Annotated in this window: 13 protein-coding genes and 3 pseudogenes; 6 read left to right on the forward strand and 10 right to left on the reverse strand. The window is 63.9% G+C overall.

The genetic code is table 11. The features are described from left to right. Window positions 1-4 precede the first annotated feature (4 nt). From ACG3SL_RS08170 to ACG3SL_RS08180, 3 genes and pseudogenes are all read right to left on the reverse strand, one after another. Window positions 5-193 carry a hypothetical protein gene (locus ACG3SL_RS08170; RefSeq protein WP_448664637.1) on the reverse strand — a complete coding sequence of 63 codons (189 nt, stop codon included), beginning with the start codon at window positions 191-193 and terminating at the stop codon, window positions 5-7. Beyond that, a pseudogene (locus ACG3SL_RS08175) lies at window positions 190-494 on the reverse strand (integrase core domain-containing protein); the annotation flags it as partial. The pseudogene ACG3SL_RS08175 and the gene ACG3SL_RS08170, both read right to left, overlap by 4 nt. 4 nt (window positions 495-498) lie before the next feature. Next, window positions 499-1,887 (reverse strand): annotated as a pseudogene (locus tag ACG3SL_RS08180) (IS30 family transposase). Between ACG3SL_RS08180 and ACG3SL_RS08185 the strand changes: the two are divergent. Further along, window positions 1,874-2,472 (forward strand): annotated as a pseudogene (locus tag ACG3SL_RS08185) (IS66 family transposase); the annotation flags it as partial. The pseudogenes ACG3SL_RS08180 and ACG3SL_RS08185 overlap by 14 nt on opposite strands. 13 nt (window positions 2,473-2,485) lie before the next feature. After that, window positions 2,486-2,704: a hypothetical protein gene (locus tag ACG3SL_RS08190; RefSeq protein ID WP_448664638.1), complete on the forward strand. Its 219-nt coding sequence runs from the start codon at window positions 2,486-2,488 to the stop codon at window positions 2,702-2,704. Between the two features lie 208 nt (window positions 2,705-2,912). Here the strand turns inward: ACG3SL_RS08190 and ACG3SL_RS08195 are convergent, their stop codons facing one another. Beyond that, entirely contained in the window at window positions 2,913-3,695 is a 783-nt protein-coding gene (locus ACG3SL_RS08195) for a DUF6630 family protein (protein WP_448664639.1), read from the reverse strand. A 21-nt stretch (window positions 3,696-3,716) separates the two neighbouring features. Beyond that, entirely contained in the window at window positions 3,717-4,394 is a 678-nt protein-coding gene (locus tag ACG3SL_RS08200) for a hypothetical protein (protein ID WP_448664640.1), read from the reverse strand. Between the two features lie 111 nt (window positions 4,395-4,505). Here ACG3SL_RS08200 and ACG3SL_RS08205 point away from each other — a divergent pair, with 111 nt between their 5' ends. After that, window positions 4,506-4,865 carry a hypothetical protein gene (locus tag ACG3SL_RS08205; protein WP_448664641.1) on the forward strand — a complete coding sequence of 120 codons (360 nt, stop codon included), beginning with the start codon at window positions 4,506-4,508 and terminating at the stop codon, window positions 4,863-4,865. On the opposite strand, the gene ACG3SL_RS08210 is transcribed toward ACG3SL_RS08205, so the two are convergent. The 5 genes from ACG3SL_RS08210 to ACG3SL_RS08230 all read right to left on the reverse strand — a co-directional run bounded on the left by ACG3SL_RS08210 (window position 4,866) and on the right by ACG3SL_RS08230 (window position 8,578). Continuing rightward, window positions 4,866-5,330: a hypothetical protein gene (locus ACG3SL_RS08210; RefSeq protein ID WP_448664642.1), complete on the reverse strand. Its 465-nt coding sequence runs from the start codon at window positions 5,328-5,330 to the stop codon at window positions 4,866-4,868. A 356-nt stretch (window positions 5,331-5,686) separates the two neighbouring features. Further along, a protein-coding gene (locus tag ACG3SL_RS08215) for an IS630 family transposase (RefSeq protein WP_448661465.1) occupies window positions 5,687-6,650 on the reverse strand; the annotation gives its coding sequence in 2 pieces (ribosomal slippage) (window positions 5,687-6,298 and window positions 6,300-6,650; 963 coding nt in all). Window positions 6,651-6,829: 179 nt separating this feature from the next. Continuing rightward, entirely contained in the window at window positions 6,830-7,267 is a 438-nt protein-coding gene (locus ACG3SL_RS08220; protein WP_448664643.1) for a transposase, read from the reverse strand. A 63-nt stretch (window positions 7,268-7,330) separates the two neighbouring features. Continuing rightward, window positions 7,331-8,152, reverse strand: a complete 822-nt coding sequence (locus ACG3SL_RS08225; RefSeq protein WP_448664644.1) for a response regulator transcription factor — start codon at window positions 8,150-8,152, stop codon at window positions 7,331-7,333. A 153-nt stretch (window positions 8,153-8,305) separates the two neighbouring features. Next, window positions 8,306-8,578, reverse strand: coding sequence for a hypothetical protein (locus ACG3SL_RS08230; RefSeq protein WP_448664645.1), 273 nt, complete (start codon window positions 8,576-8,578; stop codon window positions 8,306-8,308). 409 nt (window positions 8,579-8,987) lie between these two features. Between ACG3SL_RS08230 and ACG3SL_RS08235 the strand changes: the two genes are divergently transcribed. From ACG3SL_RS08235 to ACG3SL_RS08245, 3 genes are all read left to right on the forward strand, one after another. Continuing rightward, window positions 8,988-10,661 (forward strand): ShlB/FhaC/HecB family hemolysin secretion/activation protein, encoded by a 1,674-nt coding sequence (locus tag ACG3SL_RS08235; RefSeq protein ID WP_448664646.1) that lies wholly within the window; start codon window positions 8,988-8,990, stop codon window positions 10,659-10,661. A 32-nt stretch (window positions 10,662-10,693) separates the two neighbouring features. Next, window positions 10,694-11,464, forward strand: a complete 771-nt coding sequence (locus ACG3SL_RS08240) for a SapC family protein (protein ID WP_448664647.1) — start codon at window positions 10,694-10,696, stop codon at window positions 11,462-11,464. 186 nt (window positions 11,465-11,650) lie between these two features. Then, on the forward strand, window positions 11,651-26,857 hold the full coding sequence (locus ACG3SL_RS08245; RefSeq protein WP_448664648.1) for a YDG domain-containing protein: 15,207 nt from the start codon (window positions 11,651-11,653) through the stop codon (window positions 26,855-26,857). Window positions 26,858-26,961: the final 104 nt, after the last annotated feature.

Below are 26,961 nucleotides of genomic sequence, written 5' to 3' on the forward strand. Positions count from 1 at the left end.
AATATCAGCGTGGCAGCAGCCCGCAAAGCCGCTTCACGGCCGCCACCGCTTCCTCGAAGGACGGCACCTCGCTTTCGCCGGCGAATGCCATGCCTTCCGCGAAGCGCGCATATTCGGGACGATAGCGCGCATATTCGGGACGATAGAGCGTGAACCGCACCGGGCCTGCCGGAGGCATCGGGTTGTGAGTCACGCTGCCATATCGATATTGTCCGCGGCAGCATAATATCGTTCTTCGGCTTCGGCAGGTGGGATGTTGCCGATGGGCTCGAGCAGGCGACGATGATTGAACCAGTCCACCCATTCGAGCGTGGCGTGCTCGACGGCTTCGAAGGTACGCCACACGGCCCGCGCCTGTGGATTACCTCGGCCTTGTAAAGGCCGTTGATCGTCTCGGCCAAAGCGTTGTCGTAGCTATCTCCGACGCTGCCGACCGACGGCTCGATCCCGGCTTCGGCGAGGCGCTCGGTGTACTTGATGGACACGTATTGGGCGGATTCAACCGGTCGTCGCAACGCGGTGTTTGTCGATCTGCTCGAGACATTGGTCAAGCGCCTCGGCCGGTGTTTTCCATCCCAGCGTCTTGAGTGGTCTGCCGTTCAGGGTCGCTGCAACGGCGGCAAGCGTATCGGCGCTATGTGTGCTGAGGTCGGTACCTTTTGGGAAGTATTGGCGCAGCAGGCCATTGGTGTTTTCGTTGGTGCCGCGTTACCAGGGGCTTTGCGGGTCGCAGAAGTATACCTCCAACCCGGCGTCGACCTTCAGGCGCGCGTGCTGGGCCATCTCCGCGCCCTGATCCCAGGTGAGCGACCGTCGCAGTTCTTCAGGCAAGGTGACGATGGTACGCATGATGGCATCCCGCACGCCCTCGGCGCCGTGCCCGGCCAGTGCGGGTCCATTCCTGATGGCGGGCCCATCACCATAGCCCTCCATGCGCGGCAGGTGCAGCAGCATCGTGAAGCGCGTGGTGCGTTCGACCAATGTGCCGATCGCCGAGCTGCCAAGCCCCAGGATGAGGTCGCCCTCCCAATGGCCCGGTATGGCGCGATCGTCGGCTTCGGCAGGACGCGCGCTGATCATGACTTCCGGTCATACGAAGCCCTTGCCGCGCTGGCCTACACGCGCCCGCGGCACCCGCAGAGCCCTTCCGCTGCGCAGGCATGCGCTGAGGTCCCGGCGCAGCGCGCCGCGGCCTTGCACGAACAGGGCTTGGTAAATGGCCTCGTGGCTGATGCGCATGCTGTCGTCGTCCGGAAAATCGATAGGCAGACGCCTGGCAATCTGCTCCGGGCTCCATGCCTTTGACCAGCGCCGGTTCTGGCGCTGCCCATGGCGCCGCCCCTTCCAGGAGGTTGTGGGACCGAGGATCGGCGGGCCGTCGGGTTTGGCAACGGCTCCGCTCAAACGGTCCTCGACCCAGCGCCGTAGCGTCTCGTTGGCCGCAAGCCTGGCGGGCTTGGGACGGCACGCCGCGCGTTCGGCGTGCCATTGCGCCGTGGTCGCGCGATATTCGAAATTGCCACTCCGGGTCGACGCATTGCGCCGGATCTCGCGCGAGATCGTAGAGGATGCGCGGCGGAGCCGGCGCGCAATCTCGCATACGCCATGCCCCTGGACCAATAGCAACGCGATCTCTTCTCGCTCCGCCAGCGACAAATATCTGCCCGACAAGGGCTTCGCTGAGCGCTGGAATATCGCTGGTGGCATACCGCCTGCCTCCCGAAACCACCGGGTGCCGACCGGTTGCGATACTCCGGCCTTCACCGCTGCCGCCTCGCTGCTCACCCCGGCAGCGACATAGCTCCAGAACATTGCGCGCTCATGCCGATTGGCAACCGGCGGTCGCCCCGGCGACCGCAGTTGTCGGCGTGTGCATGCACGGCGCAAGTTATTCGAGCTCGCCGATGTCGAGGGCGCCGCGCGCAAGAAGCGCCGTGGCGAGCGCGCCGGCATGATCTATCCGATCGCGCTCGAAGCCGTGCAGCGGCTCGATGCGCTGTTCGACATTGAGCGCGGCATCAACGGCAAGACTGCCACCGAGCGGCGCGTCATCCGCCAGGCGCTAAGCGGGCCGCTGATGACCGAACTCCACGCCTGGCTCACCGCGCAGGTCGGCAAGCTCTCGCGGGGTCACGACCTGGCCAAGCTTGCCACTACATGCTGCGGCGCCGGGAAGCGTTCACCCGGTTCCTCGACGATGGTCACATCTGCATCACCAACAACGCGGCCGAGCGCGCGCTGCGGTGCGTCCCTCTCGGGCGGAAGGCGTGGCTGTTCTGCGGCTCCGATCGAGGCGGCGAGCGCGCCGCCATCCTCTACTCGCTGATCCAGATCGCCAAGCTTAACGACGTCGATCCGCAAGCCTGGCTTGCCGACGTCCTGGCGCGCATCGCCGATCAACCGGTCCGCCGCCTCGGCGAACTCCTGCCCTGGAACTGGCGTACCTCAGGGCAGATCGCGCAGGCTGCCTGATGGCCGCCCCTCGATGGCCTTCACAGCGCGCTACGCGGCCGATTATCTCGGCGTCGACATCGAGGTTGTCGAGGAACTTGCCACGCAAATGGAGCCGGAGGACGGCTGCCTCAGCATCATCGACAGCCTCGATGAAGCCGCAGACTCCATCACCGCGTCCACCTCAAGCGGGCTACACTGCCTCGAACAGCTTCTCGACGATCGCCGCTCAGCATTCATGAAGGATCTCTGACCTCGTCGCGGCCTTCACCGGATGGATACGGAATATTTGAGCAAAAGTTATAAAATATTGAGCATGTCTATTTTGGCAGCCAGCCAAGCTGGCGCGATCAATTGCGTGAAACGCCCTTATGGAATAGCTTGCAAACCATATCCAAAGGCGCAGTCGGTGCGCGACCGACCGCCGGTCGCTCTGGTGGACAATCCCCCGCAGCGGTCGGTCAGCGTATGATGGTGATGTCGGGTGCGAGATTCGCGACCAGGCGTCCGACCGCCGGCACCTCGTCCCGAGCGACGATGGCGAATATCAAACCGTCGCTGCCGTCATCCATCTTGACGACGTCATAACCGGCGGCTGCGACCGCAGCGCGATCAATCGGCCCCGACGGCCGCATGCGACATGCGGCGAGATCGAGGATCATGTCGTCGACCGTTTCTTCGTTCCAGTCGACCAGAGCGACCCAACCTTCGTCGCGCAGCACTTCGAGGAACGCCCCCATCCGCGCCGTTTCCGGCGAGTCTTCCTGATCCACGAAGAACCCGTCGCGCAGCCGCCTGCGCGCGGCCGCGACCGACAGGCCTGACAGGAGGTGGTGGAGCTCGGCGAACTGCTTCTGCCACGCTGGTATCCGTGCGGCCTTCGCCACCGGCTCTGCCGCGGGCAGCACCTGCTCGGCCCAGAGCATCAGCGCGGAAAGATACTTCTCCTGCCGGGCGGTCAGATCCTCGGTTTCGCGCCGCCCCGCCTGATGGTGGAGCGTGATGCTCGCCTCGCCCTTCCGCGGCAGGCGCAGCCGGAAGCGGGCATGGAGCAGCGCATGGCCCAGTACGTCGCAGCGTAATGCTATCTTCAGGCTCAGCTCCGCTCCATCGCGCGTGCGCGTGCACTCCGCGATCCGGTTGTTATCACGCGCCTTCAGCGATTGGCCGACGGGACAATGGCCGACTAGAGCCAAGACGCGGTCGGCATAATGGTTAGCGAGATCAAAATGGCCATCGGTCATGCGATTATCCTGCACGTGAACCTATTGCGGCGGCACGATCACGGCAGCGTCGCCGGCGATGTCGCGGCTGGCGTCCGCCGCCATATCGGATGCGCGACGTGCAGCGTCGATGAAGTCCGCTTCCGACGCGATCGCATAATTGCAGCCGACGAACAGCCTGTCGGCGGGCGGCGGGGGCGGTGCGGGCTTGGCACCGAACGCCTCGGCAAACGGCGCCGCGGTGACAGTGCCGGTCGGCGCGAACGCTCCGAGCATCGGGCCACTCTTCGGGTCAAGGAAATGGTAATATTGCTCGGTAATCGTGATCGGCGCGCGCTTCAGGTCGTGCGCGGCGATGAACGTCTCCGCGACCTTGCGCGGCCGCAGCGTCACGATCCAGTTGTTCAGGAAATAGACGCGGTTCACCCGCTGCCCCATCAGCAGCACCGGCTTGGTGAGCCTGTAGCCTTCGATCCCCAGCATGCCCTTGGTTGCCTTGTCGGCTGTCGTCTCCTGAATCCAGGCGGGCAGCCTGGGGTCACGGAACAGCGCATCGGCAACGGCATCGAACGCGTCGCGCAACCGGCAGGACAATGCATCGCCGATCAGCCTGGGCGTCAGCGCGACGGGTGCGTCGGCATCCACCTGTCCGGCACCGGATCGCGCCCGGGCGGTGGTCGGCACGGCCAGCGCCAGGATGATGAGCATCAGGAGGGGCATGGAGCGGATCATTACTCCCGATCCTGCCATTACGGACCCGTCCGGACAACAGTGGACCGGACTTGACCGGTTTTGACATCGTCGTCAGCCATCGAGGGCATGAGAATTTTGTTGTCCCTGCTGCTCGGCTTCGTCACCGCGCTGGCGGGCACGGCTGTCGCAAAGGCAATCCACCCGACCGTCTTCGGCGCCTGTTTCGAAGAGGGATGTGATTACGCCGCGATGCCGGTCGCTCTGCTGGGCACGCTGGTCCTCGCGCCGCTGCTTTGGTTCGCGCTGGCGCGCGCGGGGCCGCTCAGCCGGCTGCTGCTCGGCATCCTGCTGTTCGTGCTGATCGGCCACTTCGTCCTGCCGTTGGCTGTGTCGCTGCTCGGCCTTGTCGCCTTTGTCCACGCGATCGTGCGGCTGATCCGGCGCGCGCGGGCCAAGGGACAGACGACCCGCGCGATGTTCATCACTCCCCGGACCTGATCAGAACTGCGTCGCCCGCCGGACGCAAAAGCCCATCGTTCCAGCGAGCGCGAGGATCCGGTCGGTGTCGAAGCGGCGGACGATGATGACGTGCAGATTGTCATCAAGATCGTTGTGCCATTGCAGCAACTCCCAGGCCGGGAGCCGCTCGGCAAGCTGGGCATCGAGCCACGCGAAATAGTCCGCCGCCAGCACCTTTTCCTTGTCCTCGCGAAAAGGGAACGGCTGGAGCGGCTCGGCGAATTCGTCGCTTATCAACGCGTGCAGCTCATCGATCTTGTCGCCAATCATGACGAAATCGCTCAACACCATCTCGACGGTCAGCTGCCGGGCCGTCTCGTCGTCGAAATCGTTCAACCAGTCTTCGGGATCGTTTAGCGCCGCTTCCAGGATGTCCGCCTGCTCGCGCACACCCTCGTCGTCCAGCGTGCGACCGCTCAGCAGCATCACCAACTCGCGATACATCGATCTTTTCCTCTCCGGATGCACATCAGTTAGGAATGGCCGCATTACCTCACGATCCTGAAAGAGCCGATCGGCGAGCGTGCATGCTGGAACACGCTCACACAGGATGTACCCGACGTCTTCCACAAGGTGCGAGCGTTTTTGGATCAGGTGCGGGCCTAGGTTCGCTTTCAACAGGATGCACCGTGCAAGGCCTACAATCGGCGCGTAGCGGTCGGTCGGCAGTCGCCCCGATGTCGACCGTTTCAGCGCTCTCGCAACACCGCTATAACCGGGCACGGCCAGCGCGAGGCTTTGATGGCTGACACTGTAGGCGCCCTGCTGATTAGAGACGACCTGATTTTGTTAGAGCAATTTCACATTGACCGTTGATATCCAGCGGCCTGGAAGAAGTTGGCACATTCGCAGGGCGGGAAGCGATCAAGGAGTTCGCCGATGCGCTCGACAAGAGCATCGACGGTTCGGGCTGGCTGCTGGCGCAGGAGTGCCTTGAGCTTGGCGAAGGCCATCTCGATCGGGTTCATGTCGGGGCTGTAGGGAGGCAGGTAGAAGAGCTGGGCGCGCCGGGCGGTGATCGCCTCGCGGATGCCGGCCACCTTGTGGGCGGGCAGATTGTCGAGCACCACGACATCGCCGCGCCGGAGCGTGGGGGCCAGGACGTCGCGGACATAGACCCGGAAGGCATCGCCATCCATCGGCCCATCGAGCACCCAGGGCGCGGTCATGCCGGTCAGGCGCAGGCCGGCGATGAACGTCATCGTCTTCCAGTGTCCGAACGGCACGCGATCGCGGCAGCGCTCGCCGACCGGCGCCCAGCCATAGAGCCGCGCCATCTTGGTGTTCACCCCTGTCTCGTCGAGGAAGACGAGGCTTTCAGGGTCGATGAACGGCTGGGCTGCCCGCCACAGCTTGCGACGTGCCGCCACGTCCGGCCGCTCCTGCTCGGCTGCGTGCAGGGCTTTTTTTAAACGACAGGCCGAGCCGCCGAACCGCGTTCCACATCGCACCGGTGCTGAGCCCGATCCCATGTTCGGCCAGCAGCCACGCCTGCGCCTGCGCCAGCGTGATCCCAGGCCGCGAGCGGATGTGCGCCGCCAGCACCAGTTCCTGTGCCGGGGAGAGTTTGCGCGGAGGACGGCCGCGGTTCGGGTTGATCCCGGCATCACCGGTCAGCCGCCGTCGAATCCGCGCCTTGTAGATATAGGCAATACTGACCTTGAAGATTACTGCTGCCGCGCGGACCGGCATCCCGCTGTCCACCGCCGCCAGCACCCGATCACGCAAATCCTGCGAGTAACTCTGCCCAGGTCGCCAACCCATCGCCGCCTCCTTCGTGACGGCTGCCTATGAATCACACGATCAGCGAAAAGGGAATCCCCCGTGATTCCACCCGTCGTGAACCCGCTCTAACCACCCAATCTCGGTCCTCCCCTGCACGGTCGCGCCCGCAGGCCCATCATCTCAATCGGACGCAAAAAATCTCAGACGATCGATGGTATTTACGATGGTACATAGGTTCGATCTAAAGAGATTATCGTCTTATTCCAGATACTTGTGCAACTTTTCGGGCTACCGTAGGGGTCACCATCGTCAAGCGGAAAATGGCAGTTTTCTGTCTTTTTCGACGGTCGCGGCAAATGCACTCCCACATTTCGTCCCACAGTTCTTGATGGCTTTCCCGGAGCTTTCTGAGACACTTTGAGAGGCAATTTTGCTTTCACGGCACTTTGGCCGCCGCATTTCTCACGCGCTCGGATAGCGTCTGCCCTAAAAGTCTTGGTCTTCGATCTGCGCTGCGATGCGTTCGCGTTCCAGGCATACATCAAGTGCTGGCTGACGCCGAGTCGCTGGTAAACCTCCGCCACCGGACACCTGCGGTCGGTGATCTGGGCCACCGCATCGCGCTGGAACGCTTCACTGAAATTGGGCTTCCCCATCCTCGCCTCCGGTCCTCAAAATTAGGATCGAAGGCGTCTAGAAAACTAGGTGCTACTCAAGCGTCAGTGATGTGCGTTGCGTTCCTGGATTACGGATCGTCGTGCGCGGAAGTTGCGCGTTCCGGCGTCGGTAGACTCCTCGACCGTAGCTAAAAGTTCGCTCGTGCCGGTGAACACATAGCCGCAACCTCGCGCTGCACGCACCGGCAGACGCATGCCGGTGACATCCTCGATTCGGCGCCGCACGCGCGAAGCGAGCACGTCAAGGCTTCTGTTATCCGGATCCAGATTCGGCTTGCCGAGCTTTCGGTTGAGTTCGTCGCGGCTCACTGCCTGCCCCTCTGTCGCCAGAAGCGAGGCCAGAAATGTTGACTCAGACGCAGAAAGCTCCACCACAACGCCGTTTGGCGCGGTTAACGCCCAGTCGTGGAGGTTCAGGCACCAGTGCGCCGTGGTCTGCGGCTCGTTCGGGCTTGGCTCCAATTCGCTCGGGCTTGAGCGTGCGGGGCGTTGGCCGCCAACGCGTCGCGCCAGATTTCGAATGACGCTTTCCAGTTCTCGCAAATGGATTGGCTTCGAAAAATAATGATCAGCCCCAAGCGAAAGACCGAGAAGCCGGTCCTCGTCTCTCTCGTGACCGGTAAGAATGATTATTCCGACAGTGGAGCGGGATCGCAGCCGGGCTGCTGCCGTGAGGCCATTCTCACCTGGCAGGTTGACATCCAAAACGATGACATCCGGGGGGCGCTCGAGCCAAGCCGCGTCAAGCCCCGTCGTGTCAGGAGACGCGCTCACTTCCATTCCCACGCTAAGGAGAAAGCGTTCTATTATTCTTCTCAAATCGTCGTCGTCTTCGACCACGCTTACAACAATCTTCCTCTCCATCGCGCCCCTCCTTCTCAAGAGAGCTTTGCGTAAAGTTGGTTTATCCGGCGCATGCACATCGCTGAGCAATTGCCCAGCTGATCTCCAACAACTTTTATAATTCAGTAATGTCTAGAAAGTTCCCTTCGAGGAATCTGCCAATACATCGTGACATTACCCCATGCCCGACCTGTCGGCAGCTGCTCTGTTCGGCTGGTACTCACAAAACCACATGACGCTGGCTACCAGGTGTACGCTGCCGAGGAAGACGGTGTCGTCGCTGTCACAGCACGCGACGAAGCGCCGGCAGCCCTTGAGGATACAGAACACGCGCTCGATAGAATTTCGCCCTTTGCAGAGGCTGCGGCTGAAGCAGCGTTTCCAGCGGATGCGTGCCGCGATCTCGATGTTGATGCGAAATTCACCCCCTCCACGGAACTTCTGCACGCGGAACTGCACATTTTTGCGTCCGAGGCCCTATCGAGAAGCGATTTCGACTGTGTCTTAACACCTAATGATTCGCGCATAAGCCTCTACCCGGGAAAAATGCCTCCTCCGCGCGAAACGTTACATAACCTTGCCGCATGGAAGATATGATTTACGTGAATACGTAGCATTCATCACCTACGAGTCAAATCGATATAAATAGAAATATATTTCCTATCGTAACCAATGATTACAAATAGCAACATTTAACACCTTATTAACCGACTAAATTGATAACAAGTCTCGAATTTGCAAAGGTCAACCTGGCCAGCAACTTAAGTAGTCTGGAACGATGCGAAATATCCGCGCTCTATTGTTGTCGAGTTGTCTAACTGTGCTCAGCGCCGAAAGTGCTACAGCACAGACGGCAGTGCAGCGCAGCCTGCCGCCCGCGCCCACTGCGCCGGCCCCACAGATTGCCGCGCCCGACCTTCTGCCTGCATCGCAGGACGACACGCCCCTGGGCGCTGAACTGCGTCAGCTCGTTCTCATCTATGGCGAGGAGGCCCCGGCCCCGGCGGCAGCTTCCGCGACTCCGGTAGACGTCACCCGTGTTAGGTACCTGGCAGACACTGGCGTGCGCAACGCGCTGCTGCCCTTCATAGGAAGGCCGATCTCCCGCAAGCTGATCGCCCAGATCGAAGCAGTAATTGCGCGCAAGTCGCGTGCCGCAGGCCGCCCCTTTGTGTCGCTATCGACTCCCGAGCAGGAGATCACCGGCGGCGTCCTCCAGATCCGCGTGACTGAATTCAAGGCCGGGACGATCAATGTGGAAGGCGTCGAGGGGCCGGCCGCCCGGCGCGTGAAGGCTGGTGTGCGGCTCGACAGCGGCGCGCCTATCGACACTGATCGCCTCGGCGAGGACCTCGACTGGCTCAATCGCAACCCGTTCGGCGAAGTGGGCGCGCGCTTCGCTCCGGCAGCCGGAAAGACCGGGGTCACCGATCTTACTCTGGCGGTGCGGCGCACGCGTCCCGTCCGCGCATATGCGGGCTGGAATAACAGCGGATCGGATTCGACCGGCACGGATCGCTTCTTTGTCGGAACCATGGCGCGCATCCCGCTCCTTGAGGGGGCCTATGCCTCGTACCAGCTGACCGGCAGCAAGGATTTCTGGTATCAGGACGGAAAGGTCTACCGGAGCCAGCCGCGATATGTCGCGCAGGGACTGCGCGCCTACATCCCGACCGGGCCACGCGACAATATCGAACTGACGCTCAGCGACGCACTGACCAACCAGAAGATCAATGCCGATTTCTCGGTGCGCCAACGCACGACCGAGGCGACGCTCGGATACAGGTCGGCGCTTTCCAATCTGGGCATTCCTGCCGGCTTCGGCGACGCACTGGTCGGGGTTGAGTTCAAGCGCCAGAGCCGCAAGGTCTTCTTCGGCGCGCTCACCGCACTCGATGACTCGGCCGATCTCTGGCAGGGCGTTTTCGGCCTCTCCAAGGGCCTGCAGGGCAATGGCCAGCAAGTCTCTGCCAGCCTGAACCTGCATGTGAGCCCGGGCGGCATCAGCGAACGCGCCTCCGGTGCGCGGCTTGCCTCCCTTACCAACGATCGCGTCACATCCGACCGCTACGCCTATGCAACCGCCGATCTGTCCAGCGCAGTCAGGCTGCCGGGCAATTTCGCTCTGAACAATCAATTCTCGGTGCAATATTCTGGCAGGCCGCTTCCGCTGCCCGCCCAGATCGGCATCGGCGGCGAAGGCTTGGTACGCGGGTACACCGCAGACGATGGCAGCTTCGATCGCGGCTTTGTGTCGCGCACTGAGCTGCGCTTGCCGCCTGTGTCGCTCTTCAAGAGCGATGGCACCGCGCGCGACCAGCTGTCGCCCTATGTGTTCTTCGACGCTGCGCGTGGCCAGGACCTCGCCGCGCGCCGTACCTCGAGCATCGCGTCGGCAGGCTTCGGCACCGACTATCAATTCGACCGGCAATTCTCCGCCGGCATCAATTCGGCCTGGGCTCTGAAGGATGGATTGAGCTCCCATACCGGCGATTGGCGCCTCCAGGCCCGCGTCACCGCCAGCTTCTGATCAATGTCACCTGCAATCTTAAGGACCACATCATGACCAAAGCCAAGAACGACATCGAACTCGCCGGCTCGCAGCTCCTGTATGTCAAGCCGGAGGCCCTGCACTCCGTCGCACATTCGCGCCTGCGCTTTCAGCGCCAGGAGAGTCCCGCTGTCGAGGCTGAGACGCTCCATCTCGTGCCGCTCCTGATCGGCGAGTTTCCGCAGGCGATGCGCCATTATCCGATCATCTTCGCGGGTCCCGAGCGGACGCCGCTCGCGGTGATGGGACTGCGCGCCGGAGAGAATCTGTTCATGAAGGATGGCAAGTTCGAGGACGGCATGTACGTGCCCGCATATCTTCGCCGCTATCCTTTCACCCTGGCGGATGCCGGCGGTGATCAGTTCGTGGTCTGCATCGACCGCGCCGCGCCGGGCTTTGTGGAAGGCGAAGAAGGCGAAGCACTGTTCGACGCCGGCGAACCTACCCCGTTCACCCGCAACGCCATCGCGTTCCTTGACGAGTTCGAATCGGAACGTCGCCGCACGCAGATGTTCATTGATCTGGCCGAAGTGAGCGATTTGTTCGAAGTGAAGAACACGGTCATTCCGGGGGATTCGCCCGAGCATCTGGCCGATTATTTCGGCATCTCCGAAGAGAAGCTCAACAGCCTGCCGGACGACAAACTCGCCGAGTTGGTCAAGCGGGGCGCCGTGACCGTCATCGATATGCACCTGGCCTCGCTTCGCCGCTGGGACGAACTGATCGAGCGGCGCGCTGCCCGTGACGCTGCGGCCGCCGAGCCAGAAGCAATCGCGGCCTGACCTTCCCCAGGCGGTGGCAGCCCCTCTCCTCCCCCCTGCCACCGCCACCCTTTTTAACCGCAGGCGGACCGCCTGCGGACAAGCTCTCGCCGGGACGATGGTCGTTTCGGCGGCTTCTATGCGTGTGCCCTTTTCATAGCCAACACCCCCGGCGGCGCACGCCGGCAGACCACAGGATTTGATACCATGACCAACCAGCTCCAGGCTCGCCGCCGCGCTGCAATTCTGTCGAAGCCGCTGTTCGGCTTTTCGCTGTGCATGTTCGCACCCCTCGCGCCGGCATATGCGCAGACGCTGCCGTCCGGTGGCCAGGTGGTCGCCGGCACCGTCTCGATTGAGACGAGCGGATCCCGCACCGACATGCGGCAGTCGACGGACAAGGCCATTGTCGAATGGAAGGATTTCTCCATCGGCAAGGGCGGAACCGTGTCGATCGACAACGGGTCGGGCGCGACACTCAATCGCGTGACGGGTGGCACAGTCTCGAGCATCGATGGTCTCCTGCAGGCGACTGGATCGGTCTATCTCATCAACCGCAACGGCATCGTGATCGGCAAAAGCGGCCAAGTTGATGTCGGCGGCCGCTTCGTTGGCTCGACCCAGGATATATCGAACGAAAGCTTCCTCGCTGGCGGTAATCAGACGCTGGCCGGAGCCAGCGAAGCTGCGCTCGTCAACTACGGCAAGATCGGCAGCTTGGGCGGCGACGTCGTGCTCGTCGCGGCCAAGGTCGAAAACCGTGGCAGCATCGAAGCCGCCAACGGCACGGCCGGCCTGCTCGCCGGCTATCAGGTGATGCTGCGCGACCAGGCGCATGACGACGGCAAGTTCTCCGTCGTCGTCGGCGGCGCCGGCACCTCGGCCACCAACCTCGGCGTGCTCCGCGCGGCCGAGGCCGAACTGCGTGCACAGAACGGCAACATCTACGCGCTCGCCGGCACCAGTTCGGCCATCAACGCCCAAGGTGTGTCCAACAAGGGTGGCCGCATCTTCCTCACCGCCGGCCCGGCCGGCGAAGTCTCCATCTCCAGCACCCTCACCGCCCGGAAGGCGGACGGCAGCGGTGGCGCGATCGAAGTGACGGGCAAGAACATCCTGCTCGATCAGGGTGCGAAGCTCGATGCCTCGGGCACGACCGGCGGCACCGTGCTGGTCGGCGGCGACTGGCAGGGCGGCGCCAATGCCGACACCCGCCTCAGCACCCGAGACATTCAGCATGCCGAAGCCGTGGTCGTTGCGCCCGACGCGAAGATCGACGTCACCGGCTCGGCCGGCGCAGGCGGCAAGGCCGTGCTGTGGTCTGACAATTTCACGAACTTCCACGGCACGATCGACGCCAGCGGCACCACCGATGGCGGCCGCGTCGAGACCTCCTCGAAGAACGTCCTCCAGGTCATCGGCACCGTCGATGCCAAGGCCGGTTCCGGCAAGGCGGGCGAGTGGCTGCTCGATCCCGCCAGCGTGACCATCTCGACGGCGGCGGATGCCTCGGCGACCTACACGGGTGGCACCTATACGCCGACTGCCGGCACCTCCACGATCAACGTCACCACGCTCAACGGCCGCCTCAACAGCGGCACCAATGTCACGATCTCGACCGGCGGTTCGGCCGTTACCGGCGGGACCGGCGACATCACGCTGGCCACCGGCGCGAACATCGTCAAGGGCGCTGGCGGCGACGCCGCGCTGACGCTGAAGGCGGATCGCAACATCATCCTGAATGGCGCGATCAGCTCGACCAGCGGCAAGCTGACCGTCAATCTGAACAGCCGCGCCAATGATGCGGCAGATGGCTACGTCCAGGTCTTTAACAGCATCACCACCAATGGCGGCGACCTCAATATCTGGGGCGGCAGCGGCGCAGTGGGCAGCGGCGCAGCGATCAGCAATACCGACGTGATGGCTGGCGTGCTCTTCTCCGGGCTGGCGAGTGGCGGGTCCATCGACGTGGGCAGCGGATCGGTGAACGTGACCGGCAGTCACATTGCCGCCCGGTACACCGACGAGGACAGCAGCGGCGTCCGCGTCGATAATATGACGATCCGTGCAGGCGGCGCGATCACCATGACCGGCACCAGCCTCAACGGCAACGGCATGACGATCCGCAAGACGTCTGGCTCCGCAACATACAGCATCGCCGGCGGCACGGGCCCGATGACGCTGACGGGTACGACCTCGAGTGCCCTATCGAAAGGCTTCTACACCTATGCGATCGGGCTCAATTCCGTAGACGGCGACATCTCGGTCAAAGGTAGCAGCACCAACACCGCGGGCACCGGTACGGGTCTGGATTTCTATTATTCGACGGCGGCGACCACAGGGACGGGGAACATCAGCTTCGATGGATCGGCAAGCAACCTTGCCGACACGACGACCAACAACGGCCATGGAACGCGCATCGTCTCGGGGGGTGGGGGAGGCCTCACGACCGCAACCGGCGCGATCACGATCAAGGGCACCAGCGTCACCAGCACGGGTCTGTTCCTGGATATCGGTTCGGGGCCCGTCACCTCGACCAGCGGTAATATCAATCTGATCGGCGCCAGCACCAGCGCGACGCTGTCCAAGGAAGCGATTCTGTTCGGGGGGGGCACCGTCACGGTCTCTACCGGCGGCGCCGGCGCCTTGTCGATTGTCGGCACCTCGGCCGCGAATGGTGTCAACCCCGCTTTCGGCGCGAGTAACAGCAAGGCGACAATCCGGGCGGGTAATGCCGATACCAACATCTATCCCACGCTGACCCTGGCGGCAGGCACGGGCGGACTGACGATGCGGGCCAACGGCACCGCTTCCGGCTCGAGCGGCATCTCGCTCAGCACTGCGGCAGGTTCCGCGATCAAGAGCTCCGGGGCCATGGATATCTACAGCGATCGGGCCGTCAATCTCTATGGGAACAATGGTGCTGTCATTCAGCAGACCGGCGTCAGCGGTACCGTGTCGATTGGAAGTGGCGGCGCGCTCAACATCGGTAATGTGACCACCTATACCAACGACGCCATCTCCCTGACCGGCGCGTCGATGAATCTGAATCCCATCACCCTTTACGGGTCGGGGGATGTCACAATCACAAAGACCGGCGACGGCGGCATCTTATATACGCCGGCTATCCTCAAAAAAGCCGCAGCCACGGGAGCAAGCAAGCTTACCGTTCGTGCCGTGAATGAGATCACCGTTGGCCCCGCGATCACGGCCGAGGCCGGCGCGGGCAAGCTGGATGTCACGCTGAACAGCAGTTACGGCGACAACACGGTCCGCAGCAGCGACATCAATATCACTGGCAATATCACCACGCAGGGCGGCGACGTGACCGCCTATGGCACGTCCACGCCGGGCGGATACGCCGAGGGCTTTAACGGTGGCTATGGGGTCCGCGTCCAGGGCACCACCACCATCGACGCACGGCGCGGGACGACAGAGGGCGGCACCATCAACTTCTTCGGGCGCGCAAGCGTCAATGTGAACAACAACGGCACTGGCATCGGCGTTTATCTGTATGACGGCGCGGTCCTCCGCACGGCAGGGACGGGCGGCATCAACCTCAACGGCGCATCCACGATTCCCGCCGGGGGAAGCGCTACCGCAGCGGACCGTTCGGGCATCAGCATCGGCAGCAATACCCTCACGGCGGGCACGGGCGGCATCAGCCTCACCGGCTACGGCAAGGATGGCTACGGCCTCTTCTTCCGCGATTCGACTTCGCAGAGCTTCTCGACGACCGGAACACTTGCGCTGGACGGCAACACCGCCAACTCGAACGGCATTTATCGCAGCTCGACCGGCGGCGCCGCTTTCACCGGTAAGGACATCGTCTTCACCGCGTCTGTCGCCAACCTGGCCAACTCCGGCCTCTACTTCGGCGGCGGCTCCGTGACGCTCAACGGCTCCAACAGCGTCTCGATGATCGGCAGCGGGATGGGGTCCCAGCTGAACATCGCCGCACAGATGATCCTGTCGGCGGGCGCGGGCGGCGTCACGCTCAAGTCCAACAGCCCAGCCGTGATCGGCGTGTATGTCCAATCCGGCTCATCCAGCATCACCTCCGCCGGCACGATGGACATCAGCAGCGGCAACGGCATTACGATCGCCGGGACGATCCGCCAAACGGCGGGCAGCGGCAGCAGCATCGTTGCCGACACGGGTAACGTGGTCCTGAGCAGCAGCGTTCTGATCGATACGAACGATCTGCTGGTCCAATCGAAGACTGGAACGGTCAACTACGGCAGCCTGGCGACGACGGCGGGCAGCCTCAACCTGGAGGCCGCGATCAACGTGAACGGCGGTGCCCTGACTTCTGGCAGCGCGCTTACAGTCACGGCCGGCAAGACCGGCACGGGAACAATCGATGCCGGCGTGATTACCCAGACCGGCGCCACGGGCGCCGTCACTCTTACCGCGCCGGGCTACATCACGACCGGCAACATCAATCTCGCCACGGCGAATGCGACCACCATCACCACCGGCGGAACGCTTTCGACCGGTCAGTACAATCTCAACGGCAGCACGGCCGTCACCGTCTCTGCCGTCAACAACCTGACGCTGGCGACCGTGAACAAGGTGGCGGCGGCGACGGGCGCATCGAGTTTCACTGCAAAGTCGCAGGGCAATGTAACGGTCTCGAATGCGATCACGGCAGCGGCAGGCGCCGGCAAGCTGGACGTAACCCTCGTGTCGCGCTCGGCCGATGCCGCGACGGGCACCATCACCGTCAGCAACGGCATTACGACGCAAGGCGGCAACATCCTGTTGCGCGGTGGCTCGGCGGCGCTCTCGCCGCTGATCGATCCGACGGCCGATCAGGCGGCCTACACCTCCGCCATGCAGGCGACGGGCACGATCATCGACATCAGCTCCGCCAGCGCGGCCTTCACCGCAGGCGGCGGCGATATCGAAATGCGCGCGCTCGGCAGCAACGCGGGGGCTATCGGCTTCAACCTCACCGGAAAGACGCTCGCCACCACCGGCAGCGGCAGTCTGCGGCTCTATGCCCTGGGGCGGACCACCGACCAATATGCGGTGCAGACCAACTCGACAACGAATCTGAGCACCGCAAACGGTGACCTCGTCATCATGGGTGCCAGCCGTTATGCTGGCGCGGACGCGGGCGTTTATCTGAACGCCGGCACGATCAGCAGCACGGCCGGCGCGATCACGATCAGCGGCACCGGCAATGGCGCCAGCGCCGCAGGCTCGAGCTACGGCGTCCTGATAAACGCGAGCGCAACCGCGGCCGTGTCGGGCGCCAAGGCCCTGACCATTAACGGGCGTGGCGGCGCGGCGTCCGCTAACGGCACCGGGATTTCGATCAGCGGTGGCGCATCGGTCCGCTCGACGGCTGCCGGCGCAATCAACCTCACCGGCTTCGGCGGCGGCGCCTCTGGCAGCGCAGCATTGACCCACAGCGGCATCTTCTTCGACGGCGCGAACAACTTTGCGATCGTCAATGCCACCGGATCAGGGGCGGTTACGCTCACCGGCCGCGCCGGCAACGCCAACAGTTATGGCATCTACCAGGGCAATACCGCCTCGTCGAACATCGGAACCAGCTCGCTCACCGGCGACCTGACGCTCGTCGCGAACAGCATGTTCCTCAACGCCAAGAACGGCGCAACCCCGGTCGCCGCGAAGCTGCTGACCAAGGGCGTGCTCACTCTGCGTCCCGAGGACGGCGGCAATCTGGTGATGGGCTCGGACATCTACGCCGGCTTCATCAACAACAATGTGCTGACCGGCGCTTATAGCGGCATCGTCTTCGGCGGATCGACGGGCACAGGCACGGGCCTGACGCTCTATACCCAGAATGGCGCGAATACCTACGCGATCCCGGTCACGCTGGCCGGCACCGGCACGGTGAGCGTTACCGGCGACACCGACAACAAGCCGCTGATCGCCAATGGCGGCCTGGCGCTGGCCGGCAGCGGCGTGTTCAGCCAGACGGTGGACATCAACGCCACCCAGCTCACCGGCAGCGCGGGCACCGTCTCCTTCAACAACAGCGGCAACACGATCGGCAAGCTCGGCCCGATGTCGCTCTCTAACAAGCTTGACCTCTTCACCAGCAGCGCGCTCGAGATCAATGGCGCGGTGACCACCGGCAGCGCGGTCATCCGTTCGGTCGGTGACCTCACCATGACGGCGGGCAGCAGCGTCTCGGCAGGCGCCACCGGCACCGCGCTCCAACTGGTGACGAACGGCAAGTTCTTCAACAACAGCGGTGCAGGCGCACTGTCTGCCGCGAATGGCCGTTGGCTCGTGTGGCTGCAGGATCCCACCAACGATGTCGGTGGCCTTTCCTACAGCTTCCGCCAATATGGCGCCTCCTACGGCATCACTGCCCCGGCCCAAACCACCGGCAATGGCGTGATGTACAACCAGATGCCGCTGCTCAGCATCTCGCTGAAGGACAATGTCACCAAGGTCTATGACGGCACGACCGATGCCGCGCTGACCCAGGCCAACTTCAACGTCACGGGCCTGCTCGGCAACGACAAGGCGACGGTCTACGCCCTTGGCAGCTTCGACAACAAGAATGTCAGTGCTTCCAAGACGGTGACGGCCGACGAGATGGCCGTGGTGGTGCGCGATGGTGCCATCCGCATCTATGGCTATGGTTTGGCGAACTACACGGCGTCCGCCGTCATGGGCAGCATCACGCCCCGCGCGCTGACCGCCAGCCTGACCGGCCCCATCACCAAGACCTATGACGGGTCGGCAACAGCCGCTCTCAGTGCATCCAATTATCTGCTGGCGAACACGGTAAGCGGCGACAACATTTCGCTCGTGATGCCGACGACGGGGCTCTACGACAACAAGAACGCCGGCAACGGCAAGACGGTCACCGTCAGCGGCCTTGCGCTCAGCGGAACGGATGCGGCGAACTACACGGTAAACGGCAGCGCGACAGCAAATTGGGGTGTCGTCACGCCCAAGGCGCTCTCCGCCAGCCTGACCGGCACCATCTCCAGGGTCTATGACGGCACGACCTTCACCAACGCCGTGGCATCGAGCAACTACGCGCTGTCCGGCATCGAGAGCGGCGACACCGTCTCAGTCGTGGCGGGGCTTAACGGTACTTATGCCGACCGCAACGTTGGCTCGGGTATAGTGGTGACAGTCAATGGCCTGTCGCTGACCGGCGCCGCCGCGAGCAACTATACGGTCGCCAGCACCGCCAGCGGCGCGGTCGGCAGTATTAGCCGCAAAGCGCTCACCGTCACGGCAGCGGACGATACGAAGGTCTATGACGGCAACTACACATCGTCCGCGCTGGTCCGCTTCACCGGGCTGGTCGATGGTGACACCGCTACCGCCACCCAGGTCTTTACCCATAACAGCGCTCGCGCCACGACGACGTACATCAACGGCTACACCATCAACGATGGCAGGGGCGGCGGAAACTACACGGTCACGACGGTCCAAGGTGCGGGCTTGATCACGCAGCGGGTCGTCGGCACGACGCTCACCGCGAACAACAAAGTCTATGACGGCAACCTATCTGCCACCGGTACGTTCTCGGCACTCTCCAATGTCGTAAGCGGCGACGATGTACTGCTGAGCGCCAGCGGCGGCAGCCTGTCCTTCCTCGACCGCAACGCTGGCAACGGCAAGTCGGTCGTCGCAAGCGGCTATGGCCTCACCGGTACGAAAGCAGCAAACTACACGTTGGCCCCGATCGCCAACGGTACGGCAGCAATCACGCCCAAGGCGCTGACCGCTACGGCCTCCGGCGAGACCAAGGTCTATGACGGCACCACCACATCCGGTGGAACCGTGACCTGGTCGGGCCTGATCGCAGGCGATACAGCCAGCGGCACTCAGGCCTTCGACAGCAAGAATGCCGGCAGCCGCACCCTGATCGTCCAGAACGGCTACACGATCAGCGATGGTAACAACGGCAACAACTATGTCGTCACCAAGCAGAACGCCGCTGGGACCATCACTGCCAAGCAAATCAGCGCTTCGCTGACCGGCACGATCAGTAAGGTCTATGACGGCACCACCACTGCAGCGCTTTCGGGGACGAGCCTCAACGGCGTCGTTGCCGGGGACGTCGTGACCGTTTCCGCTACGGCCGCGAACTATGCCAGCAAGAATGCCGGCACCAATCTTATCGTAACCGCGACCGGTCTTTCGCTGGGAGGCGCGGGCGCGGCCAACTATGCACTGAGCAGCACCAGCGCCTCGGGCAGCGTCGGCACGATCACGCCTCGTAGCATCGCGGTGACGACCAGCGGCAGCGGTAGCAAGACCTACGACGCCGCCACCGGTCTCACCGGCGCCCAGCTTTCCGGCGTCGGCTTCACGCTGGCGCAGGGCGACAGCACGACGCAGTCGCTTCTGTCAGCTGACGGGGTTACGCTGAACACCAGCGGCATCTCCGGCACGCTGGCCGACAAGAATGCCGGCACCGGCAAGGCGATGACGGTCACTGGCTATGGCCTGGCGAACAACGCGCTTGGTAACTATGTGCTGAGTTCCACGACCGCCAACGGCATCGCAGATGTGGCACGTGCCGCCCTGACCATGACCGCGTCGAGCATGAGCAAGACCTACACCGGGACCACCAGCTCGATTGGCACCGTGACCATTTCCGGCCTGCAAGGGAGCGATACCGCCTCGGCTACCCAAGCCTATGACAGCAAGAATGCCGGAAGCCGCCTGCTCCAGGTTCAGAACGGCTATGTCGTCAACGACGGCAACGGCGGTTTGAACTACATTGTCAGCCGCATCGACGCAGCCGGAACGATTTACAAGCGCGCCGTCAGCACGGTCGTCCATGTCAATGATAAGGTGTATGACGGCACGACGACCGCCACAGGCACGTTCGATCCGCTTTCCGGCGTCATCTCTGGCGACATCGTCGCGGCGAGCGGCACGCTCAGCTTTGCGAACAAGAACGCCGCCAATGGCAAGGCCGTCAGCGTGGCGGGCGCTGTGCTGACCGGGGCGGATGCGGGCAACTATGTGCTCGATCCGATCGCCAACGGCACGGCCAACATCACCAAGGCCAATCTGGTCCTGACCGCCGTCTCGGATAGCAGGGCCTATGACGGCACCACCAATTCCGCAGGGGTGGTCCAGGCCGCAGGGATCATGGCGGGCGACAGCTTCTCCGCGACGCAGGGCTTTGACGCCAAGGACGCCGGCGTACGGGCCCTTCAGGTGAATAGCGGCTGGTCCGTGAATGACGGCAACGGCGGCAACAACTACGTCATTACCACTGGTTCGGCAGCATCCGGGACGATCACGCGCAAGGTGCTGACCGCGACGGCGAGCGTCAACGACAAGGTCTATGACGGTACGACGACGGCCATGGGCGACCTTTCCTCGCTGGGCGGGATCGTCGGTGCCGATAATGTGGTGCTCGACAAGACCAATGGCAGCCTGGCCTTCTATGACCGCAATGCCGGCATCAACAAGGCGGTGACGGCCACCGGTTATGCCCTGGGTGGAACCGACGCGCAAAATTACCAGCTGAGCAGCATTGCCAATAGCAGCGCGACGATCAGCCAGGCGCAGCTTGTCCTGTCCGCCGTGACCGACACACGCCAGTATGACGGCACGACCGCCTCGGCGGGCGCGGTGCAAGCCAGCGGCCTGATCGCAGGCGACGGCTTCGTGGCGACGCAGCGGTTCGATGGCTTCAAGGCCGGCGCACATACGCTCCAGGTCGACAGCTACACGGTGTTCGACGGCAATGGCGGCGGCAACTATGCCGTGAGCTATGGCGGTGTGGCCAATGGCACGATCAGCCAGCGCATCCTGCAGGCGACCGCGACGGTCCAGAACAAGGTCTATGACGGGACGACGACGGCCACGGGCATCTTCAGCGGCCTCGACAACACAATCATGGGCGACGATGTGTCGCTGGATCACAGCGGAGCCACCCTCGCCTTTTACGACCGCAATGCGGGCGCCGGGAAGACTGTGACGATTTCGGGCGCCGGTCTCTCGGGGGCGGACGCGGCCAATTACGTGCTGAGCGACATCGCAAATGGCACGGCCGAAATCGCCAAGGCGACCCTGGTGCTCACCGCCAGCTCGGATGCGCGGGACTATGACGGCACCACCGGCTCGATCGGCATCGTCCAGTCGAACGGCCTCGTCGCCGGGGACACCGTTTCGGCCGCCCAGGCGTTCGACACCAAGAATGCGGGCAACCGCACGCTTCAAGTCAGCGACTGGACGATCGACGACGGCAATGGCGGCGGCAACTATGCCGTCGTGCTCGGAGCAGCCGCCAATGGCCGGATCGACCCGAAGCTGCTGAGCGGCGCGCTGACTGGAACGGTGACCAAGGTCTATGACCGCACCACCGCCGCCGCGCTCCAGCCGCTCAACATTGCCGGAGTGATCGCCGGCGACGACCTCACCGTCACCACGGCCAGCTCCGATTTCGCCGATGCGAATATCGGCACGGGCAAGATGGTCACCGTCTCAGGCATGCAGCTGAACGGCACCGACGCCAGCAACTACATCCTGGGCTCGACCTCAGCCTCGGCGGCGATCGGCACGATCACGCCGCGGCAGGTGACAGTCACGGTAACGGGCCGAGGCAGCAAGACGTATGACGGCAGCGCGGACCTCGCGGCCAGCCAGTACGGCACCCTCGCCTTCCTGCTCGCCCAGGGCGACAGCGCGACCCAGGCGATGCTGTCCGCAGACGGAGTTGGCCTCGACGCCGCGACGCTGACCGCCACCCTGGCGGACCGCAACGCCGGGAACGGCAAGGGCGTGACGCTGGACGGCTTCTCGCTCGCCAATAACGGCCTCGGCAACTATGCGCTGACTACTTCGTCGGCGACCGGCCTTGCCGATGTCGCTCGCGCCACGCTGACGCTCACTGCCGTGTCCGAAAACAAGGTCTATGACGGCAAGACCGACTCGATCGGGATCGTCCAGTCGAGCGGCCTCATCGCCGGCGACAGCGTCGTCGCCACCCAGGCCTTTGACAGCAAGAATGCGGGCAACCGCAACCTCGTGGTCAACGGCTATACCGTCGAAGACGGCAATGGCGGCGCCAACTATATTGTGTTGACCAACACCGCACAGGGGCAGATCGAGCGCAAGCAGATCGTCGCGGCCCTGACCGGCACCGTGACCAAGACCTATGACGGCACAACCGCGGCAACCATTTTGCCGACCAACATCGCCGGCCTGATCGCCGGCGACGACCTGACGGTAAATACCAGCGCGGCCGACTTTGGCGATCGCAATGCCGGCACCGGCAAGCTGGTGACAGTCTCCGGCATCCACCTGACCGGATCCGATGCGGCCAATTACGACCTGATCGGATCGAGCGCCTCTGCCAATGTCGGCACGATCACCGCCCGCCAGGTCTCCGTCACGGCCTCCGGCCTCGGCGCCAAGACCTATGACGGCACGAACCTGCTGACCACCGGCCAGCTTGGGTCGATCGGCTTTACCCTCGCCAGTGGCGATGTGGCGACGCAGAACCTGCTCCAGGCGGACGGTGTCTGGCTCGACGGCAGCGCCGTGATCGGCCTGCTCGCCGACCGGAACGCCGGCACCGGCAAGGGCGTGACGCTGGGCGGCTATGCGCTGGCCAACAACGGGCTCGGCAATTACGTCCTGACCTCGTCCACCACCCAGGGTCTGGTCGACGTCGCTCGCGCCGGGCTCCTGCTCAGCGCCGTCGGCGACGCCAAGACCTATGACGGCACCACTGCATCTTCGGGTGTCGTGCAGATCACCGGCCTGGTCGCCGGCGACATGGCGAGCGCGACCCAGGCCTTCGACAGTCGCAACGCCGGCGGTCGCGTCCTCAAGGTGCAGAACGGCTATGTGATCGAGGATGGCAATGGCGGTGCCAACTATATCGTTACGCTCGGCGAAGCCGCCGGCACGATCGATCGCCGCGTCACCAGCACCACCGTCTCGGTCGACAACAAGGTCTATGACGGCACCGCTGCGGCGACCGGCACGTTCAGCCCGCTCACCAACCTGGTGGCAGGCGATACGGTCGGCGCCACGGGAAGCCTCGCCTTCGCCGATCGCAATGCGGGTCTCGGCAAGACGGTGACCGTCAACAACGCTTCGCTGACGGGCGCGGATGCAGGCAACTACATCCTCGACCCGGTGGCGAACGGCGTCGCCGACATCGCCAGGGCAGCGCTGGTCCTGATCGCGAGCACCGACAGCAAGGTCTATGACGGCACGGCGACCTCTACCGCCAACGTCGTCGCCACCGGCCTGGTCGGCAGCGACAGCATCGCGGCGACCCAGGCGTTCGACAGCCGCAATGCCGGCGTACGGGCCCTTCAGGTCCAGTCGGGCTGGTCGGTGAACGACGGCAATGGGGGCAACAACTATGCCGTCACGATCGGGTCGGCAGCCGCCGGATCGATCGCCGCCAAGGTCATCAGCGCCACAGCCACCGTGGGCAACAAGGTCTATGACGGCACCACGACCGCCAACGGGACCTTCGCCGACCTCTCCGGTGTGATTGTCGGGGACGAGGTGTCGCTGAACAGCAGCCATGGCAGCCTGGCGTTCGTCGATCGCAATGCCGGCACCGGCAAGGCCGTCGTGGCCCATGGCTATACGCTGGATGGTGCCGATGCAGCCAATTACACGCTGGACAGCATCGCCCAGGGCACCGCGGACATTCTCAAGGCCGCGCTCGTCCTGAACGCCACCGGCGCAACCAAGGCCTATGACGGCACCACTGCCTCCAACGGCACGGTGCAGGCGATCGGCCTGGTCGCGGGCGACAATGTCTCCGCCACCCAGTTCTATGACGGGCGCAACGCAGGCAACCGCACGCTCACGGTCGATGGCAACTACGCGGTCTATGACGGCAATGGCGGCAACAACTACACGGTCTCGATCGGCTCGAGCGCCGACGGCCTCATCACTGCCAAGGTGCTGAACGCCACTGCGACCGTGCAGGACAAGGTCTATGACGGTACCACGAGCGCAACGGGCACCTTCACGGGTCTCGACGGGGTCGTCACGGGAGACCTGGTCTCGCTCTACAGCGATAATGGCAGCATGGCCTTCATCGATCGCAATGCCGGCAACGGCAAGAGCGTGGTGGTCTCCGGCCTGTCGCTGACGGGCCAGGACTCGGCGAACTACACGCTGAGCGGCATCGCCAACGGCACGGCGAACATCGCCAAGGCCGCGCTGACGATGACTGCATCGGGTGACAGCAAGGTCTATGACGGCAAGACCGACTCGATTGGCCTCGTCACGATCACCGGCCTGATCGCCGGCGATACGGCGAACGCGATCCAGTCGTTCGACACGAAGAATGCGGGCAATCGCACCCTTCACGTCAGCGGCTACACCATCGACGACGGCAACAACGGCAACAACTATGCCGTCTCGCTGGTCGACGCATCGGGCAGCATCGGCCAGAAGATCCTGTCGGGCTCGCTAACCGGAACCGTGACCAAGGTCTATGACGGCACCGATGTCGCGACCCTGCTGCCGGTCAATCTGGATGGCGTGATCGCCGGCGACGCGCTGACGCTCACCACCACGGGCGCGACCTATGCCGATCGCAATGTCGGCACCGGCAAGCGCATCACCGTGGCGGGCATGAGCCTGACCGGGGAGGACGCAGGCAACTACGTGCTGCTGCAGGACTATGCGACTGCGGATATCGGCGCGATCACCCCGCGGGCGGTGACGGTAACCACCAACGGCCATGGATCGAAGATCTATGACGGCACCGCCACGCTCTCGACCGGCCAGCTCGGCTCGATCGGGTTCGTGCTCGCCGACGGGGACAGCTTCACGCGGCAGTTGCTCGCCGCCGACGGGGTGACGCTGGACCGTTCGGCCGTCACCGGCCAACTTGCGGACCGCAATGCGGGTACCGGCAAGGCCGTGACGCTTTCGGGCTACCAACTCGCCGACAACGACCTGGGCAACTATGTACTGGCATCACCCTCGGCCTTCGGAGTCGCGGATATTGCCCGTGCGGTCCTGACCCTGGCAGCCGTCGGCGACGCCAAGACCTATGACGGCACCACTGCCTCTTCGGGTGTCGTGCAGATCAGCGGCCTGGTCGCCGGCGACACGGCGAGCGCGACCCAGGCCTTCGACAGTCGCGATGCCGGCGGGCGCGCGCTGCAGGTGACTGGCTGGACGCTGGACGACGGCAATGACGGGCTGAACTATATCGTGAAGTTCGAAACCGCCGCCGGGACCATCGCACAGCGCCACGTCGCCACCACGATCACCGCCAACGACAAGGTCTACGACGGCACAACCACGGCCAGTGGCAGATTCGGCGCGCTGAGCAACCTCGTCGCCGGGGACAGCGTCTCGATCACGGGCAGCTTCGCCTTCGCCGACAAGAATGCCGGCCAGGGCAAGGCAGTCTCGGTCTCGGGGATCGTACTGGGTGGCGCCGATGGTGCAAACTATGTGCTCGATCCGGTGGCCGAGGTCGCCGCATCGATCACCCCCAAGGCGATCACGGCGCAATTCACCGGGCCAATCGTCAAGGGCTATGACGGGGTCGACCTGGCGACTCTGAGGGTCGGCGACATTGCCTTCGACGGCATGATCGCGGGTGACGAGATCGGGATGACGGGCACGGCCCACTATGCCGACCGCAACGCCGGCACGGCCAAGGTGGTGACCATTGCCGACCTGCTGCTCAACGGGGCCGACGCGGGCAACTACGTTGTGGACTCGCGGCTCTCGGCATCGGTCGGCACCATCACGCCGCGGCAAGTGACCGTCAGCTTCGCGGACGGCGCCAAGGTGCAGGGTACGGCCGACCCGATCTTCGCCTACACCATCGGCGGCCAGGGCCTGGTCGGGGGCGACAGCATCACCGGCAGCGCCGGACGCCAGGCAGGCGAGGCCCCCGGGGTCTATGCGATCGGCCTCGGATCGCTCTCCGCGGGCTCGAACTACGCGCTGACTGCGACGCCAGGCACCTTCACCATCACGGCCGCCAACGGAGGGCAAAACGGAGAAGGCAATAACGGTGGCAACACCGGCGGGAGCAATGGCGGCCTCGGTCCGCTGACTCCCGGGGTAATCACAGATGCGGAAAATGCTGCCGAGGAAGCCGTGAAGCACACCGCGCCATCCAACACCATCGTGTCGACCGCGCCCACCCGCGGCGGGGCCGGGTTCGACCCGGGTTCGCAGTTCGGCTGGGGCGGCACCGGCCAGCTGCCGGGCAACACGCCGATCTCGGTCCAGATCGGCTACAGCGATCCGATGGGTTCGGGCGATGCCGTCGGAACGACGTCGGTCGAAACCCGCACCGCCGACACATCGAACGATGATCCGCGCTGCCAAGGCGGAACGGATTTGCGGGACTGCAAGGGGACGGTTCAGGGTCGTGGTCTGCCCTATCCGACCAACCGGGTGATCTCTCCCAATCTGCGCTTCATCCAACGCTGATGGGGAAATCCCGGCAGTCCCGCAAGGAGGCGCGGATGCACAAGCATCCGCGCCTCCATTCGCATATGGCGTGGGTCATGGACAAGAATTGCTCGGGTCTTCGC

Source organism: Sphingomonas degradans (assembly GCF_053502645.1).